At 68.0% G+C, this 14,623-nt stretch carries 11 protein-coding genes, 1 tRNA gene and 2 pseudogenes; 7 read left to right on the forward strand and 7 right to left on the reverse strand.

Going from position 1 to position 14,623, the window contains the following annotated elements; genetic code table 11:
- Both ACFXGX_RS25635 and ACFXGX_RS25640 read left to right on the forward strand, forming a co-directional pair.
- A complete protein-coding gene (locus ACFXGX_RS25635) occupies window positions 1-1,113 on the forward strand; it encodes an ABC transporter ATP-binding protein (protein WP_384795319.1) in 1,113 nt (370 codons plus the stop codon).
- Entirely contained in the window at window positions 1,110-1,826 is a 717-nt protein-coding gene (locus tag ACFXGX_RS25640; protein ID WP_355768140.1) for an ABC transporter ATP-binding protein, read from the forward strand. Before ACFXGX_RS25635 ends, ACFXGX_RS25640 begins: the two co-directional genes overlap by 4 nt.
- 102 nt (window positions 1,827-1,928) lie before the next feature.
- Here the strand turns inward: ACFXGX_RS25640 and ACFXGX_RS25645 are convergent, their stop codons facing one another.
- The gene (locus tag ACFXGX_RS25645; RefSeq protein WP_037624717.1) at window positions 1,929-2,585 is read right to left on the reverse strand and encodes an ANTAR domain-containing response regulator; all 657 of its coding nucleotides are present in this window, start codon (window positions 2,583-2,585) and stop codon (window positions 1,929-1,931) included.
- A gap of 101 nt (window positions 2,586-2,686) precedes the next feature.
- Between ACFXGX_RS25645 and ACFXGX_RS25650 the strand changes: the two genes are divergently transcribed.
- Window positions 2,687-2,770, forward strand: a tRNA-Leu gene (locus ACFXGX_RS25650).
- A gap of 87 nt (window positions 2,771-2,857) precedes the next feature.
- Window positions 2,858-3,646, forward strand: a complete 789-nt coding sequence (locus ACFXGX_RS25655) for a transposase (protein WP_384795322.1) — start codon at window positions 2,858-2,860, stop codon at window positions 3,644-3,646.
- A 52-nt stretch (window positions 3,647-3,698) separates the two neighbouring features.
- Here ACFXGX_RS25655 and pyk read toward each other — a convergent pair whose 3' ends face one another.
- Complete coding sequence (gene pyk, locus ACFXGX_RS25660) at window positions 3,699-5,135, reverse strand: pyruvate kinase (protein WP_384795324.1); 1,437 nt, start codon at window positions 5,133-5,135, stop codon at window positions 3,699-3,701.
- Window positions 5,136-5,444: 309 nt separating this feature from the next.
- Window positions 5,445-5,552 (reverse strand): annotated as a pseudogene (locus ACFXGX_RS25665) (IS5/IS1182 family transposase); the annotation flags it as partial.
- A 764-nt stretch (window positions 5,553-6,316) separates the two neighbouring features.
- Between ACFXGX_RS25665 and ACFXGX_RS25670 the strand changes: the two are divergent.
- Both ACFXGX_RS25670 and ACFXGX_RS25675 read left to right on the forward strand, forming a co-directional pair.
- Window positions 6,317-7,338 (forward strand): annotated as a pseudogene (locus ACFXGX_RS25670) (glycoside hydrolase domain-containing protein); the annotation flags it as partial.
- Between the two features lie 421 nt (window positions 7,339-7,759).
- Window positions 7,760-8,374, forward strand: coding sequence for a hypothetical protein (locus ACFXGX_RS25675; RefSeq protein ID WP_384795326.1), 615 nt, complete (start codon window positions 7,760-7,762; stop codon window positions 8,372-8,374).
- Between the two features lie 26 nt (window positions 8,375-8,400).
- Here the strand turns inward: ACFXGX_RS25675 and ACFXGX_RS25680 are convergent, their stop codons facing one another.
- Together ACFXGX_RS25680 and ACFXGX_RS25685 are read right to left on the reverse strand one after the other, a co-directional pair.
- Window positions 8,401-8,553 (reverse strand): hypothetical protein, encoded by a 153-nt coding sequence (locus ACFXGX_RS25680; RefSeq protein ID WP_384795342.1) that lies wholly within the window; start codon window positions 8,551-8,553, stop codon window positions 8,401-8,403.
- 72 nt (window positions 8,554-8,625) lie between these two features.
- On the reverse strand, window positions 8,626-9,363 hold the full coding sequence (locus tag ACFXGX_RS25685; RefSeq protein WP_384795328.1) for an SIMPL domain-containing protein: 738 nt from the start codon (window positions 9,361-9,363) through the stop codon (window positions 8,626-8,628).
- Between the two features lie 139 nt (window positions 9,364-9,502).
- On the opposite strand from ACFXGX_RS25685, the gene ACFXGX_RS25690 reads away from it, so the two are divergent.
- Window positions 9,503-11,308 (forward strand): 5'-nucleotidase C-terminal domain-containing protein, encoded by a 1,806-nt coding sequence (locus tag ACFXGX_RS25690; protein ID WP_384795330.1) that lies wholly within the window; start codon window positions 9,503-9,505, stop codon window positions 11,306-11,308.
- 149 nt (window positions 11,309-11,457) lie between these two features.
- Here the strand turns inward: ACFXGX_RS25690 and ACFXGX_RS25695 are convergent, their stop codons facing one another.
- Window positions 11,458-12,906, reverse strand: a complete 1,449-nt coding sequence (locus tag ACFXGX_RS25695) for a lysine N(6)-hydroxylase/L-ornithine N(5)-oxygenase family protein (protein WP_384795332.1) — start codon at window positions 12,904-12,906, stop codon at window positions 11,458-11,460.
- Window positions 12,903-14,435, reverse strand: a complete 1,533-nt coding sequence (locus ACFXGX_RS25700) for a pyridoxal phosphate-dependent decarboxylase family protein (RefSeq protein ID WP_384795334.1) — start codon at window positions 14,433-14,435, stop codon at window positions 12,903-12,905. Before ACFXGX_RS25700 ends, ACFXGX_RS25695 begins: the two co-directional genes overlap by 4 nt.
- Between the last annotated feature and the right edge of the window lie 188 nt (window positions 14,436-14,623).

Consider the following 14,623-nt stretch of genomic DNA (forward strand, 5'->3'; position numbering starts at 1 on the left):
ATGACCACCACCACAGCCCCCAGCCCCGTCCTCGAAGCCACCGGCGTCACCATGCGCTTCGGCGGCCTCACCGCCGTCCGCAGCGTCGACCTCACGGTCAACGCCGGAGAGATCGTCGGCCTCATCGGCCCCAACGGCGCGGGCAAGACCACCTTCTTCAACTGCCTCACCGGCCTCTACGTCCCCACCGAGGGCAAAGTCGCCTACAAGGGCAAGGTCCTGCCCCCCAAGCCGCACCTGGTCACCAGCGCCGGCATCGCCCGCACCTTCCAGAACATCCGGCTCTTCGCCAACATGACCGTCCTGGAAAACGTGCTCGTCGGACGCCACACCCGCACCAAGGAAGGCCTCTGGTCGGCCCTCCTCCGCGGCCCCGGCTTCCGCAAGGCCGAAGCCGCCTCCCGCGAACGCGCCATGGAACTGCTGGAGTTCATCGGCCTCGCCCACAAGGCCGACCACCTCTCCCGCAACCTCCCCTACGGCGAACAGCGCAAGCTGGAGATCGCGCGAGCCATGGCGAGCGAGCCGGGCCTGCTCCTCCTGGACGAGCCCACCGCCGGCATGAACCCGCAGGAAACCCGCGCGACCGAAGAACTCGTCTTCGCCATCCGCGACCGCGGCATCGCCGTCCTCGTCATCGAGCACGACATGCGCTTCATCTTCAACCTGTCCGACCGCGTGGCCTGCCTCGTCCAGGGCGAGAAGCTCGTCGAAGGCACCTCCGACGTCGTCCAGGGCGACGAACGCGTCATCGCCGCCTACCTCGGCACCCCCTTCGAGGGCGCCCCCGGCGCCGACGAACTCGCCGAGGTCGAGGCCGCCGAAGCCGCCGGAGCGGCCGCGGACGCCCAGCCGACGACCGAGGAAGCCGCCGACACCCCGGCAGCCGCCCCGGCCGACGACACCACGGAAGCCCCCGCGGCCGAGGAGGCCGAGGAGACCCCGGCAGCCGAGGACCGCACGGCGACCGAGGACACCACGGACACCGACGAAGCCCCCGAGGCCTCCGAGGAGCCCGCGGACGCCACCCCGTCCGAAGACTCCGACGCACCCACCGCGTCCGACGACTCCGACGCGCAGGGCAGCACCACCAAGGAAGGAAACGCCCAGTGACCGCACTGCTCGAGGTCGAAGACCTCAAGGTCGCCTACGGCAAGATCGAAGCCGTCAAGGGCATCTCCTTCACCGTCGAAGCCGGCCAGATCGTCACCCTCATCGGCACCAATGGCGCCGGCAAGACGACGACCCTGCGCACCCTCTCCGGGCTCCTCAAGCCCAGCGGAGGCCGCATCCTCTTCGACGGCCAGCCCCTCGCCAACATCCCCGCCCACAAGATCGTCTCCCTCGGGCTCGCTCACTCCCCCGAGGGACGGCACATCTTCCCCCGCCTCACCATCGCGGAGAACCTCCAGCTCGGAGCCTTCCTCCGCAGCGACAAGGCGGGCATCGAGAAGGACATCCAGCGCGCCTACGACCTCTTCCCCATCCTGGGAGAACGCCGTAAGCAGGCCGCGGGCACCCTCTCGGGCGGCGAACAGCAGATGCTCGCCATGGGACGCGCCCTCATGTCCCAGCCCAAGCTGCTCATGCTCGACGAACCCTCCATGGGCCTCTCGCCGATCATGATGCAGAAGATCCTCGCCACCATCGCCGAACTCAAGGCGTCCGGCACCACCATCCTGCTCGTCGAGCAGAACGCCCAGGCGGCGCTCTCGCTGGCCGACCAGGCCCACGTCATGGAGGTCGGCAACATCGTCCTCTCCGGCACCGGCCAGGACCTCCTCCACGACGAGTCCGTCCGCAAGGCCTACCTCGGCGAGGACTGACCCCCGCGACCCGCTCGCACGAAAAGGCCCGCACCTCCGTCAGGGGTGCGGGCCTCTTCCGTCCGCGCTTCGACACGGACCAAGCTCTGCTGGGGCGTGGTACTAGCCCTTCGCCGCCTTCTTCTCCGCGGCGTCCTCGATGACCGCCTCGGCCACCTGCTGCATCGACATACGGCGGTCCATCGACGTCTTCTGGATCCACCGGAACGCCGCCGGCTCCGTCAGGCCGTACTCCGTCTGCAGGACCGACTTCGCGCGGTCCACCAGCTTGCGCGTCTCCAGGCGCTGCGTGAGATCCGCGATCTCACCCTCCAGCGCCTTCAGCTCCGCGAACCGGGACACCGCCATCTCGATCGCCGGCACCACGTCGCTCTTGCTGAACGGCTTCACCAGGTACGCCATCGCGCCCGCGTCACGGGCCCGCTCGACGAGGTCGCGCTGCGAGAACGCGGTCAGCATCAGCACCGGGGCGATCGACTCCTCGGCGATCTTCTCCGCGGCCGAGATGCCGTCCAGCTTCGGCATCTTCACGTCGAGGATCACCAGGTCGGGCTTGTGCTCCCGGGCCAGCTCGACGGCCTGCTCACCGTCGCCGGCCTCGCCCACGACGGTGTAGCCCTCCTCCTCCAGCATCTCCTTGAGGTCGAGACGGATCAGCGCCTCGTCCTCGGCGATGACGACACGGGTCGTCAGCGGAGGCACGTGCGACTTGTCGTCGTCGGGCGCGTCTACGGGCTGGGGCGACTCGGGGGCGGTCACGGGGGCTCCTCATTGCGGGCCGGGCAGGTAGTGCTGCTTAAGAAGACTACCTAGCGGCGGCGGGCTGCGATGACCCGGTATGCTTCCGCAGAGCCACTCACGCCGGGTTGGCGCAACTGGTTGACGCGGAGGTCTCAAACACCTCTGTCCGCAAGGACATGTGGGTTCGAATCCCATACCCGGCACAGATCACCGCAAAGCGGAGGTTCACGTTCGCGTGGACCTCCGCTTTTTGCTGCACACGGTAGCGATCAGTGACTCAAGGTGGTCGCATGAACGGCCATAGCACAGAAGTACGACAGCGTGCGATCACCCTGCTGCGTGGCGGCGCCAAGAACGCGGACGTGGCGCGAAGGCTCGGCGTTCCGCTGGGCACGATTGGCTACTGGAAGCATCTTGATCGCGCCAAGCGGGGTGAGTGCCCCGGAAAACACGACCCGAGGTGCCCTCGCTGCCACGGTCGGGAGCTGGACGCTCCCGCCTACAGTTACTTACTGGGGCTGTACCTCGGCGACGGCCACATCAGTCACTACTCCGAGCACCGCGTACCCAACCTCATGATCACCTGTTGCGGGTCGTGGCCGGGCCTCATGGACCTCTGCGAGCAGGCCATGCGCGCCGTCTTCCCTGACAACTCCGTCTGCCGCGTGCGCAAGACCGGCCGCCGCAATGTCAAGGTCTACTCCAAGCATCTGCCCTGCCTGTTCCCCCAACACGGCCCCGGCAAGAAGCACGAACGCCCGATCGTGCTCGAATCCTGGCAGCAGGACATCGTCGACGCCCACCCCTGGGAGTTCATCCGAGGGCTCATCCACTCGGACGGCTGCCGCATCACCAACTGGACGACCCGCGTCGTCGGCGGGGAGCGCAAGCGCTACGAGTACCCCCGGTACTTCTTCACCAATGTCTCCGACGACATCAGGCAACTCTTCACCGACACCCTGGACAGGCTCGGCATCGGCTGGACGCACTGCACCCGGCACGGGAACCCGTACAACATCTCGGTCGCCAGGAAGGCCTCCGTGGCCCTCATGGACGCCCACGTCGGCCCCAAGTACTGAGCAGGAAGGGCCCCTCGGGCGGCTCAGGAGGGGCCCGTCGGACGTGTGGCGGCTACTTGGGGCTGTCGTCCTCGCCCACGTGGTGGACACGGACCAGGTTCGTGGTGCCGGAGACTCCGGGCGGGGAGCCGGCGGTGATCACGACGATGTCGCCCTTGGCGCAGCGGCCGTACTTCAGGAGGAGTTCGTCGACCTGGTCGACCATGGCGTCGGTGGAGTCGACGTGGGGGCCGAGGAAGGTTTCGACGCCCCAGGTGAGGTTGAGCTGGGAGCGGGTGGCGGGGGTGGGGGTGAAGGCGAGGAGGGGGATGGGTGAGCGGTAGCGGGACAGGCGGCGGACGGTGTCGCCGGACTGGGTGAAGGCGACGAGGAACTTGGCGCCGAGGAAGTCGCCCATTTCCGCCGCGGCTCGGGCGACGGCGCCGCCCTGGGTGCGGGGTTTGTTGCGGTCGGTCAGCGGGGGCAGCCCCTTGGCGAGGATGTCCTCCTCGGCGGCTTCGACGATGCGGCTCATCGTCCTGACCGTCTCGATGGGGTATTTGCCGACGCTGGTCTCGCCGGAGAGCATCACGGCGTCGGTGCCGTCGATGACGGCGTTGGCGACGTCGGAGGCTTCGGCGCGGGTGGGGCGGGAATTGTCGATCATCGAGTCGAGCATCTGGGTGGCGACGATGACCGGCTTGGCGTTGCGTTTGGCGAGTTTGATGGCGCGCTTCTGGACGATGGGGACTTGTTCGAGCGGCATTTCGACGCCGAGGTCGCCGCGGGCGACCATGATGCCGTCGAATGCGGCGACGATGTCGTCGATGTTGTCGACGGCCTGGGGCTTTTCGACTTTGGCGATGACGGGGAGGCGGCGGCCCTCCTCGTCCATGATGCGGTGGACGTCCTGGATGTCCTTGCCGCTGCGGACGAAGGAGAGGGCGATGACGTCGAAGCCGGTGCGCAGGGCCCAGCGGAGGTCGTCCTCGTCCTTGTCGGAGAGGGCGGGGACGGAGACGGCGACGCCGGGGAGGTTGAGGCCTTTGTGGTCGGAGACCATGCCGCCTTCGATGACGGTGGTGTGGACGCGGGGGCCGTCGACGGAGGTGACTTCGAGGCAGACTTTTCCGTCGTCGACGAGGATGCGTTCACCGGGAGTGACGTCGGTTGCGAGTCCGTCGTAGGTGGTTCCGCAGGAGTCGCGGTCTCCTTGGGCGCCGTGTTCGACGGTGATGGTGAAGGTGTCTCCGCGTTCAAGGAGTACGGGTCCTTCGGTGAAGCGGCCGAGGCGGATCTTCGGGCCTTGAAGGTCGCCGAGGATTCCGACGCTGCGGCCGGTTTCGTCGGAGGCTTTCCGGACGTGCCGGTAGCGCTCTTCGTGGTCGGCGTGGGTGCCGTGGCTGAGGTTGAAGCGGGCTACGTCCATTCCGGCTTCGACCAGGGCTTTGATCTGGTCGTATGAGTCGGTGGCGGGGCCCAGTGTGCAGACGATTTTCGCTCGGCGCATGATTCGAGCCTAGGCCTTACCGGTCGGTAGAGAATTGGTCGCGCATGACTACTCAACAACCTTTGCGTGAAGGGTTATTGACAACTGTTGAATTGTGCGCCGTGCCGCTCCGATGAGCGGAGCATGGTGCTCAGTGCGGCCGGCGCATTCTTCGACCTGTGCCCGTCCAGTGTGCGCCGGGCTGCGAGGTGGGTGCGCGGAAGAGTCTTGCGGTGACTTTCCGTGATGCTGTCAGGTGCGGCTAGGGCGCGTATCGAGTCGTGCTCAATTGGTGGTCCGGGTGAGGTCTTTGATCCAGATCACCGAGGCTCATAGGTGGAGGCCGGCGAGGTGGCTGTCCGGGGTTTTGTCATATCGGGTGGCGACGCCTCGCCAGGCCTTGAACTTGTTGATCAGGCGTTCGACGGTGTTCCTCTCCGCACCGTCGACACCTGCGGCTGCCACGTACGGGAAGCAGTTCAGCCGCCGGTGAAGTACGACGGCGTGCGCACTCGCATGGTGCCGACAAGCTTTCGGAGAACGGTGTCGCGCACTGGAGGGGTGCGGGCCTGGAAGACTGCGACAGTGTTTCCGACCCGAGTGAAGTGCGAGGGAGTCGAGCGGCATCAGCAGGACCAGGGCGAGGCCCACGGCTGACGACCACGGAGGCGAGCCCGACTCCGGCAGCCCGTGCCGCACGCTTCACATACCGCGGCCGTTTCACGGCTGCCGGTTCGGCCAGCGCAATGCCCACCCTGCCCCCCCCCGATTCGCACCAGAGCGTAGTGAATCAACCGCCGCCGTGGCAGTCGGCCACCTCGTCGTGCAAGACACGATAAGAGTCTCGGCTGGGGGCACGATCAGACTCCCGGGAGCGGGGCTGAGATCCAAAGGGGCCTACTTTCGGCCGATTTGATGCAAGGCGACGCCCGGGCGGCCCTTGCTCTTCACGGGGGATTCTCCGTGACCACAACAGGATCATGATGTCAGCCGACCGGTCGATGTATCGCTTTCGCGCCACAGGAGAGGGGCGATCTGCCCATTTTCTCTTGCGTCTCAGGGTTATCGCCTGCCTACAGTGATCCCACTCTCCTCGAACGCGTCTGACCAGCCGTTCGAAAAGAGGGGGGTATTGGCGCGGACCATGGGGGAGCCGCTTGCCTCTTTGTGTGATTTCCCCTGCCCGAAGAGGAGGGGTGCCGATGGCCGACGAGATGGTGTTACAGGCGCAGAAATTCGTCAACGCGACTTATGGCAGCCGCGTCGGCATGACCGTCAAGGAGGACGGGCAGACCGGCTGGAATACGATGTATGCCCTCACTCGCGCCCCGCAGTGGGAGTTGGGGATCGCTTCCCTGTCCAACAGCTTCGGACCCGGAACATTGTCCGCTCTGCAGACGAAGCATCCGGTTGTCAACGCTTCCACGGCGCCGTCGGCTGACTTCATACGCATCGTTCAGTCTGCCCTGTACTGCAAGGGCTATGACGGCGGCGGCATCGACGGCAAGTTCAGTGACCGGGTCGCTTCTTCGATCTCGCTGCTCAAGCAGCGCATGGGCGTGGACCAGGTCTACCGGGGCAGCGATCTCGTGCAGAAGGTGTTCAAGGGTCTGCTGAACGCCAGGCCTACGTGAAATTGCCGGTCACCGGAGCGGGCGACTTCTCCACGTGGGCCTCGCTGTTGGTCTCCTTCGACGACCAGTCCCGTAAGGGCGAGGCCTGCGACTGCGTCACCAAGATCACTCCGGCGCGTGCGGCGGCGCTCAAGGCGGAGGGCGTCAAGTATGTGGGCCGCTACCTGTACAACCCGGTGGCTGTTCCGACCGGCGACACGAAGGAAAAGGAGATCCAGCCCGGTGAGCTGAAGACCATCGCGGACAACGGGCTGCGCTGCTTTCCCATCTACCAGACCTATGGGCGGGGCAAGGACTCGTTCGGCGCGCCACAGGGAACGGCCGACGCCATTTCCGCTGTGATGCACGCTGAACGACACGGCTTCAAGCCGGGTACCCGTATCTACTTCGCCGTCGATTTCGACGCCGTCGACGATGAGGTCACCAGCAACATCATCCCGCATTTTCAGGGCATCAACGACGGCATCGAGTCGACCGGAGGCAAGTACCTGGTCGGCGTCTACGGGCCCAGGAACGTCTGCTCCCGGCTGTCGGAACTCAAGCTGGCGGACGCGAGTTTCGTCTCCGACATGTCGTACGCGTTCTCCGGACAACGAAGAGGTTCTGATCCGCTATCAGCGGGACCACGGAGGACGCGAAGACGGAGGGGGAAAGCGCGTGGGCCTGTACCGGATCTTCGAGAAGTACTACGCGCCGATGCGTGAACACGTCTGATGAAGAGTCTGCGGACAGCATGGCCCGCGCTGCTGGTCAACCTCCTCGTCGGGATCCCGGCCATGGTGCCCCTGTACAGCCTGTGGTGGCTTTCCGAACGCCGATGGGGCGGAACGGTCATCGACCGCTCCAGCACGCCAAGCAGGCGGCCGTGGTCATGGGCTGTACGGCCACTGCCTTCGCTGTGCGCCTGCACCGGGCACGCAAAAGGTTCAGGGCGGCGCTGCCCCGTTCAGACCGTGCACAGCCGGTCCATGGCGCTCTTGCCCAGGCCCACTTCACCCAAGGGGAGTCAGCATGAAGCAGACCGTCACCAAGCGCAGCCAGGCGTCCGACCTCGACTCCGTCCGCGCCCTGCGCCCCACCGGCGACGGCACCGACGGCTGGGCGGCGTCCGAAGACGGCCAGGCCGTCCTGCGGGAGGTCCTGCCACGTACCGGGCAGCCGCGTGGCACGGCCGGTTCCGGGAGGCGCCGGCACCTGTTCATGGTGGGTGCGGTCACGGCCGTCCTCCTGGGGGGCGCCACCACGGCTGCCGTAGCCACATTCGGGCCATGGGGCGAGGACGGGCGCAATGTCATGTGCGCTCGCACGCTGTCGCCCGAGGCGGACCTGAGCCAGTTGCCGCTCAAAGCCATGAAGGATTTCGATCCGCAGGACGCGGCGCGTTCCTGCGCGGCGGCCTGGGACCGGATGTGGAAGCGGCCCACACAGGGCACACTGCCACAGACTCCCAAGCCGACCCGGTTCGCGGCCTGCTATTTCCCCGACGCCCAGCCCGACAGCGGCGAGTCCTCCGCCACCGACGGCCATGGGGAACTCGGCAGGCCGGTGATCTACCCGGCGGACGGCTACCCCACAAAGGAGGCAGCCTGCGCAGCCATCGGCTCCAGGCCCGTGGCAGGCGGTTGAGACCGACGGTTTACGCCAGTTGACATTCAATGGCGATCCGGGGCGCTCCGGGTGGCGGAGCCCGCGAGCCACCCGTCGAACCGCTGCCGCAGCCGCTCGGGGTATGGGCCGTACTCGCCGATCGGCAGGTACGGCACGATGAACTCCCACTCCGCGTCCGCCAGTTGCACTCGCGGCACGCAAGAAGATCTACCGGACCAGACCCACCGCGAGGGCCGATCCCGCAGATTGATCACGACTCGATACGCGCCCTAGAGCCGCGGTGGCGCCATGGTGAAGCGGGCGACGACCTCGGCGTGGACGTGCTGGCGTTGGGGTTCGAGGTCGAGGGGCGCGGGCTCGTCCTCGGCGGGGGCGGCGGCGTAGACGGCCCGGCTGCGCGCGCGGGTGCTCTGGGGGACCCGGGGGTGGGTGTCCTCGGTGCCGGTGTCGGCGAGTTCGACGAGGGCGGTGAGAGTGGTGTCGAGGGCTTCGGCGTATTCGCGGGCGCGCTGGACGGCTTCGCGGACGGCTTGCTGGCGTGCTGTGCGGTGGGCCGGTGAGTCGGGGCGCAGGGTCCACCAGGGGCCGTCGACGCGGGTGAGGTCGAGGTCGGCGAGGGCGGTGGTGAGTTCGCCGAGTGCGGTGAAGTCGTTCAGTTCGGCGGTGATGTGGACGAGTCCGTGGTGGGTGCGGGTGCGTTCTCCGCGGCTGTGGCGGCTGAGTTCGGGGGTGATGGTGAGGGCGCTGGTTTCGAGGTGTTCGACCGCGTCGCCGTGGGCTTTGACGAGGTCGAGGGCGCGGGCGTTGCGGTGGGTGAGGTCGGTGAGGGTCTGTCGGCGGTCTTTGCCGCGGGCGGTGACGGTGATGGTGATGCGGGCGATCTCGGGGTCGACTTCGAGATGGGCTTCGCCGCGGACGGCGATGCGGGGGGTGTCGGGGGTGCCGTAGGGGACGGCGGGGGTGGTGGCCGGGGTGTGCCGGTCGGCGGGGCCGGTGTCGGGGGTCATACGTCCCACTCTGTCACTGGGTGGGGTGTCTCCGGTGTCGTCCGGCCATCAGATGGAAACCTCCAGGGTCTTTTGCGGGAGCGGGTGTTGGGCCAGAATCTACGCGCGTCGTTGCCCCAGATCCCGAGGAGTTCGAGCCATGCCGTTGAATCGCCGGAAGTTTCTGAAGGAGTCCGCCGTGACCGGTGCGGGGGTGGCGCTCGCGGGTATGGGTGCGGCTCCGGTGGCGCAGGCCGCGGAGGGGTCGAAGGGGGGCCGACCGGTGAAGCGGTACGAGCTGACGGTGATGGGGACGACCGATCTGCACGGTCACGTGTTCAACTGGGACTATTTCAAGAACGCGGAGTACTCGGACAAGGCGGGTAACGCCCAGGGTCTGGCGCGGATCTCGACGCTGGTGAACGCGATCCGTGCGGAGAAGGGGCGTTGCAACACGCTGCTGCTGGACGCGGGTGACACGATCCAGGGCACTCCGTTGACGTACTACTACGCGAAGGTGGATCCGATCACCGCCAAGGGTGGTCCGGTGCATCCGATGGCGCAGGCGATGAACGCGATCGGCTATGACGCGGTGGCGCTCGGGAACCACGAGTTCAACTACGGGATCGAGACGCTGCGGAAGTTCGAGTCGCAGTGCCGTTTCCCGTTGCTGGGTGCGAACGCGCTGGACGCGAAGACGTTGAAGCCGGCGTTTCCTCCGTACTTCATGAAGGAGTTCCGTGTTCACGGTGCTCCGCCGGTGAAGGTGGCGGTGCTGGGGCTGACGAATCCCGGTATCGCGATCTGGGACAAGGCGTATGTGCAGGGGAAGTTGACGTTCCCGGGTCTTGAGGAGCAGGCGGCGAAGTGGGTGCCGAAGCTCCGGTCGATGGGTGCGGACGTGGTGGTCGTGTCGGCGCACTCGGGTACGTCGGGTACGTCGTCGTACGGTGATCAGGTGCCGTACGTGGAGAACTCGGCGGCGTTGGTGGCTCAGCAGGTGCCGGGGATCGACGCGATTCTGGTGGGTCACGCGCATCTGGAGATCCCCGAGTTGAAGGTCACGAACACGGCGACGGGCAAGACGGTGGTGCTGTCGGAGCCGCTGGCGTTCGCGGAGCGGCTGTCGGTGTTCGACTTCGGGCTGGTCTTCGAGAAGGGGCGTTGGCGGGTCGAGTCGGTGGCGGCTTCGGTGCGCAACACGAACTCGGTGGCGGACGACCCGAAGATCACGCGGCTGCTGAAGGACGAGCACGATGTGGTGGTGGCGTACGTCAACCAGGTGGTGGGTACGGCGACGGACACGCTGACGACGGTGGAGGCGCGTTACAAGGACGCTCCGATCATCGATCTGATCACGAAGGTCCAGGAGGATGTGGTGCGGGCGGCGCTGGTGGGGACGCAGTACGCGTCGCTGCCGGTGATCGCGCAGGCGTCGCCGTTCTCGCGGACGTCGGAGATCCCGGCCGGGAAGGTGACGATCCGGGATCTGTCGAGTCTGTATGTGTACGACAACACGCTGGTGGCGAAGGTGCTGACGGGTGCGCAGGTCCGTGCGTACCTGGAGTACTCGGCGAACTACTTCGTGCAGACGGCCGTGGGTGCGGTGGTCGACACGGAGAAGCTGACGAACGCGAACAGTCGCCCGGACTACAACTACGACTATGTGTCGGGTCTTGGGTACGACATCGACATCGCGCAGGCGGAGGGTTCGCGGATCAAGAACCTGACGTACAACGGTGCGCCGTTGGACGACGCTCAGCAGTTCGTGTTCGCGGTGAACAACTACCGTGCCAATGGTGGTGGCGCGTTCCCGCATGTCGCCACGGCGACCGAGGTGTGGTCGGAGTCGACGGAGATCCGGACGCGGATCGCGGAGTGGGTCACGGCGAAGGGTGTGCTGGACCCGAAGGACTTCGCGTCGGTGGACTGGAAGTTGACGCGTGCGGGTGTGCCCGTGTTCTAGGGCGTTCTTGGTTCAGGTCGGCGGCGTCGGCGCGGATTCTCGCGTCGGCGCCGTTTGTCTTGGGCGGGTGGAGGAGGCGCTCGGGGAATCCCGGCCTCTGCGTGAACCGATCGGCGGGGCTCGTCCGATGAGGGGATGCGGGGCGGTCCTCATCGTCCTTCGACGAGGGGGATGAGCGGGACAAGGGGGCCGAGGGGGGTGAGGGTTCGGGGTTCCTGACGGGCGGCGGGGACGCGGGAGGTGCTTTCGAGGCCGAAGGTGGTGAAGGCGGTGCGTCCGGGAAGGGGGTAGGGGTCCTTTCCGGTGAGGGAGTTGAGGATGGTGGCGCTGCGCCAGGCGGCGAGGCCGAGGTCGGGGGTGCCGACGCCGTGGGTGTGGAGTTCGGCGTTCTGGACGTAGACGCGGCCGGTGACGGTGGGGTCGAGGACGAGGCGGAACTGGTCGTCGATGTCGGGGCGTTCGGCGTTGTCGCGGCGGAGGTAGGGGTCGAGTCCGGCGAGGAGGGGGGCGATGGGGCGTTCGCGGTAGCCGGTGGCGAGGACGACGGCGTTGGTGGTGAGGCGGGAGCGGGTGCCTTGCTGGACGTGTTCGAGGTGGAGTTCGATCTTGGTGGTGGCGATGCGTCCGGCGGTGCGGACGGTGACGGCGGGGGTGAGGACGGCGTCGGGCCAGCCGCCGTGGAGGGTGCGTCGGTAGAGCTCGTCGTGGATGGCGGCGATGGTGTCGGCGTCGATGCCTTTGTGGAGTTGCCACTGGGCGGCGAGGAGGCGGTCGCGGACGGGCTCGGTGAGGGCGTGGAAGTAGCGGGTGTAGTCGGGGGTGAAGTGTTCGAGGCCGAGTTTGGAGTACTCCATGGGGGCGAAGGCCTCGGTGCGGGCGAGCCAGTGAATCTTTTCTTTTCCGATGGGGCGGTTGCGGAGGAGGTCGAGGAAGACCTCGGCTCCCGACTGGCCGGCGCCGATGACGGTGATGTGGTCGGCGGTGAGGAACCGGTCGCGGTGCTTGAGGTAGTCGGCGGCGTGGATGACGGGTGCGTCGGGGGCTGCGACGAGTGGTTTGAGGGGTTCGGGGATGTGGGGGGCGGTGCCGACGCCGAGGACGATGTTGCGGGTGTGGGTGCGGCCGAGGGCCTGTGCCTGGCCGTGGGTGTCGAGGCGGGTGAAGTCGACTTCGAAGAGGTCGTGTTCGGGGTTCCAGCGGACGGCGTCGACCTGGTGGGCGAAGCGGAGTCCGGGGAGGTTGTCGGCGACCCAGCGGCAGTAGGCGTCGTATTCGGCGCGTTGGATGTGGAAGCGCTCGGCGAAGTAGAAGGGGAAGAGGCGGTCGCGGTCCTTGAGGTAGTTGAGGAAGGACCAGGGGCTGGTGGGGTGGGCGAGGGTCACCAGGTCGGCGAGGAAGGGGACTTGGAGGGTGGCGCCGTCGATGAGGAGGCCGGGGTGCCAGTCGAAGCCGGGGCGTTGTTCGTAGAAGACGGTGTCGAGTTCGGTGAGGGGGTGGGCGAGGGCGGCGAGGGAGAGGTTGAAGGGGCCGATGCCGATGCCGACGAGGTCGCGGGGTGTTTCGGCGGTGGGGCGCTGGGGCTGGGGTGTCGGTCTCATCGGGGTGTGTGTCCTTCCACCAGTTTCAGGAGCGTGGCCAGGTCGCCGGGCCGGGTGTGGGGGTTGAGGAGGGTGGCTTTGAGCCAGCGGCGGCCGTCGAGGGTGGCACGGCCGAGGACGGCGCGGCCTTGGTCGAGGAGGGTGCGGCGTACGGCGGCGACGGCGTCGTCGGTGGCGCCTTCGGGCCGGAAGAGGACCGTGCTGATGACGGGGCGGTCGTAGAGCTCGAAGCCGGGGTGGGCTGCGACGAGGTCGGCGAGTTCGTGGGCGTGGGCGCAGACCTGGTCGACGAGGTTCCCGATGCCGTGGCGTCCGAGCGTCTTGAGGGTGACGGCGATCTTGAGGATGTCGGGGCGGCGGGTGGTGCGCAGGGAGCGGCCGAGGAGGTCGGGGTGGCCGGCTTCGGTGTCGTCGTCGGCGTTGAGGTAATCGGCACGGTGGCCGAGGGGGGTGAGGTCGGTGGGGTCGCGTACGGCGAGGAGTCCGGCGGCGACGGGCTGCCAGCCGAGTTTGTGCAGGTCGAGGGTGACGGTGTCGGCGCGGGCGAGTCCGTCGAGTTTGCCGCGGTGCCGGTCGCTGAAGAGGAGGCCTCCGCCGTAGGCGGCGTCGATGTGGAGGCGGGCGCCGTGGGTGGCGCAGAGGTCGGCGATCTCGGACAGCGGGTCGATGAGTCCGGCGTCGGTGGTGCCGGCGGTGGCGGCGACGAGGAGGGGGCCGCGCAGCTCGGTGAGGGCGCTGTCGAGGGCGGCGGGGTCGAGGGTGCCGGCGGGTGCGGGGAGGACGACTGGTTCGGGGAGGCCGAGGAGCCAGGCGGCGCGTTGGAGGGAGTGGTGGGCGCCTGCTCCGCAGACGAGTTGGATGCCGTGGTGTTTCTCGCGGGCGAGGAGAAGGGCGAGTTGGTTGGATTCGGTGCCGCCGGTGGTGATGAGGGCGTCGCCCGGCACGCGCCGCGTCCCTGTGCCCTCTACCCCTGTGCCCTCTACCCGCGCGCCCTCCGCCACTGTGCCCCCTACCCGCGTGCCCTGCGTCTCCGTGCCCCGCGCCGCCTGCACGCCTGAGGAGTCCGAAGCATCCCCGGCGTCCCAGGCGTCCCCCGCGTCCGAGGCGTCCGCGCCGCCGTAGACCAGGTGGGCGAGGGCCTGGGCGAGGACCGCTTCGAGTTCGGAGGCGGCGGGGGCCTGGTCCCAGGAGTCGAGGGACGGGTTGAGGGCGGAGGCCGCGAGGTCGGCGGCGGTGGCGACGGCGAGGGGCGGGCAGTGCAGGTGGGCCGCGCACAGGGGGTCGGCGGGGTCGGCGGCGCCTTCGGCGAGGGCGCGGACGAGGGTGTGCAGGGCGTCGGCGCTGCCGTGTGGGGGCAGGGGGTCGCCGAGGGCTGTGCGCAGGCGCTCGGCGACGCGTTCGGGTCCTCCGGCGGGGAGGGGTCCTCCGCGGGCGGCGGTGCCCTCGGCGAGCGCGTGGAGGACGGTGTCGAGCAACGGCCGCAGTGCGTCCGGGCCTTCGGGGCCTGAGGCGAGGGGCGGCGTGCTCATGGGTGTCCTCCGATGGACGTGCGGCGGGTCCTTCCCGGCGTGTACGTGTTTTGGGCAGGTGCGCCCGCCAAGGAGAACGATTCGGTCCTGGCGGGGGTACTGCCGTACGGAGGATTTGTGTGAGCGGGGCCGGACACGCCGGACGGCCGCGCGCGCGCGCGGGGCGCCGGGGCGCGCCCCCGGGGCGC

The sequence above is a fragment of the Streptomyces sp. NPDC059371 genome, from assembly GCF_042751995.1.
GTDB lineage: Bacteria > Actinomycetota > Actinomycetes > Streptomycetales > Streptomycetaceae > Streptomyces.

Coding starts and splice junctions, on each gene's coding strand:
- ACFXGX_RS25635 (WP_384795319.1), top strand. CDS start 1: ATGACCACCACCACAGCCCCCAGCCCCGTCCTCGAAGCCACCGGCGTC.
- ACFXGX_RS25655 (WP_384795322.1), top strand. CDS start 2,858: ATGAACGGCCATAGCACAGAAGTACGACAGCGTGCGATCACCCTGCTG.
- pyk (WP_384795324.1), bottom strand. CDS start 5,135: ATGCGCCGAGCGAAAATCGTCTGCACACTGGGCCCCGCCACCGACTCA.
- ACFXGX_RS25675 (WP_384795326.1), top strand. CDS start 7,760: ATGAAGCAGACCGTCACCAAGCGCAGCCAGGCGTCCGACCTCGACTCC.
- ACFXGX_RS25685 (WP_384795328.1), bottom strand. CDS start 9,363: ATGACCCCCGACACCGGCCCCGCCGACCGGCACACCCCGGCCACCACC.
- ACFXGX_RS25690 (WP_384795330.1), top strand. CDS start 9,503: ATGCCGTTGAATCGCCGGAAGTTTCTGAAGGAGTCCGCCGTGACCGGT.
- ACFXGX_RS25695 (WP_384795332.1), bottom strand. CDS start 12,906: ATGAGACCGACACCCCAGCCCCAGCGCCCCACCGCCGAAACACCCCGC.
- ACFXGX_RS25700 (WP_384795334.1), bottom strand. CDS start 14,435: ATGAGCACGCCGCCCCTCGCCTCAGGCCCCGAAGGCCCGGACGCACTG.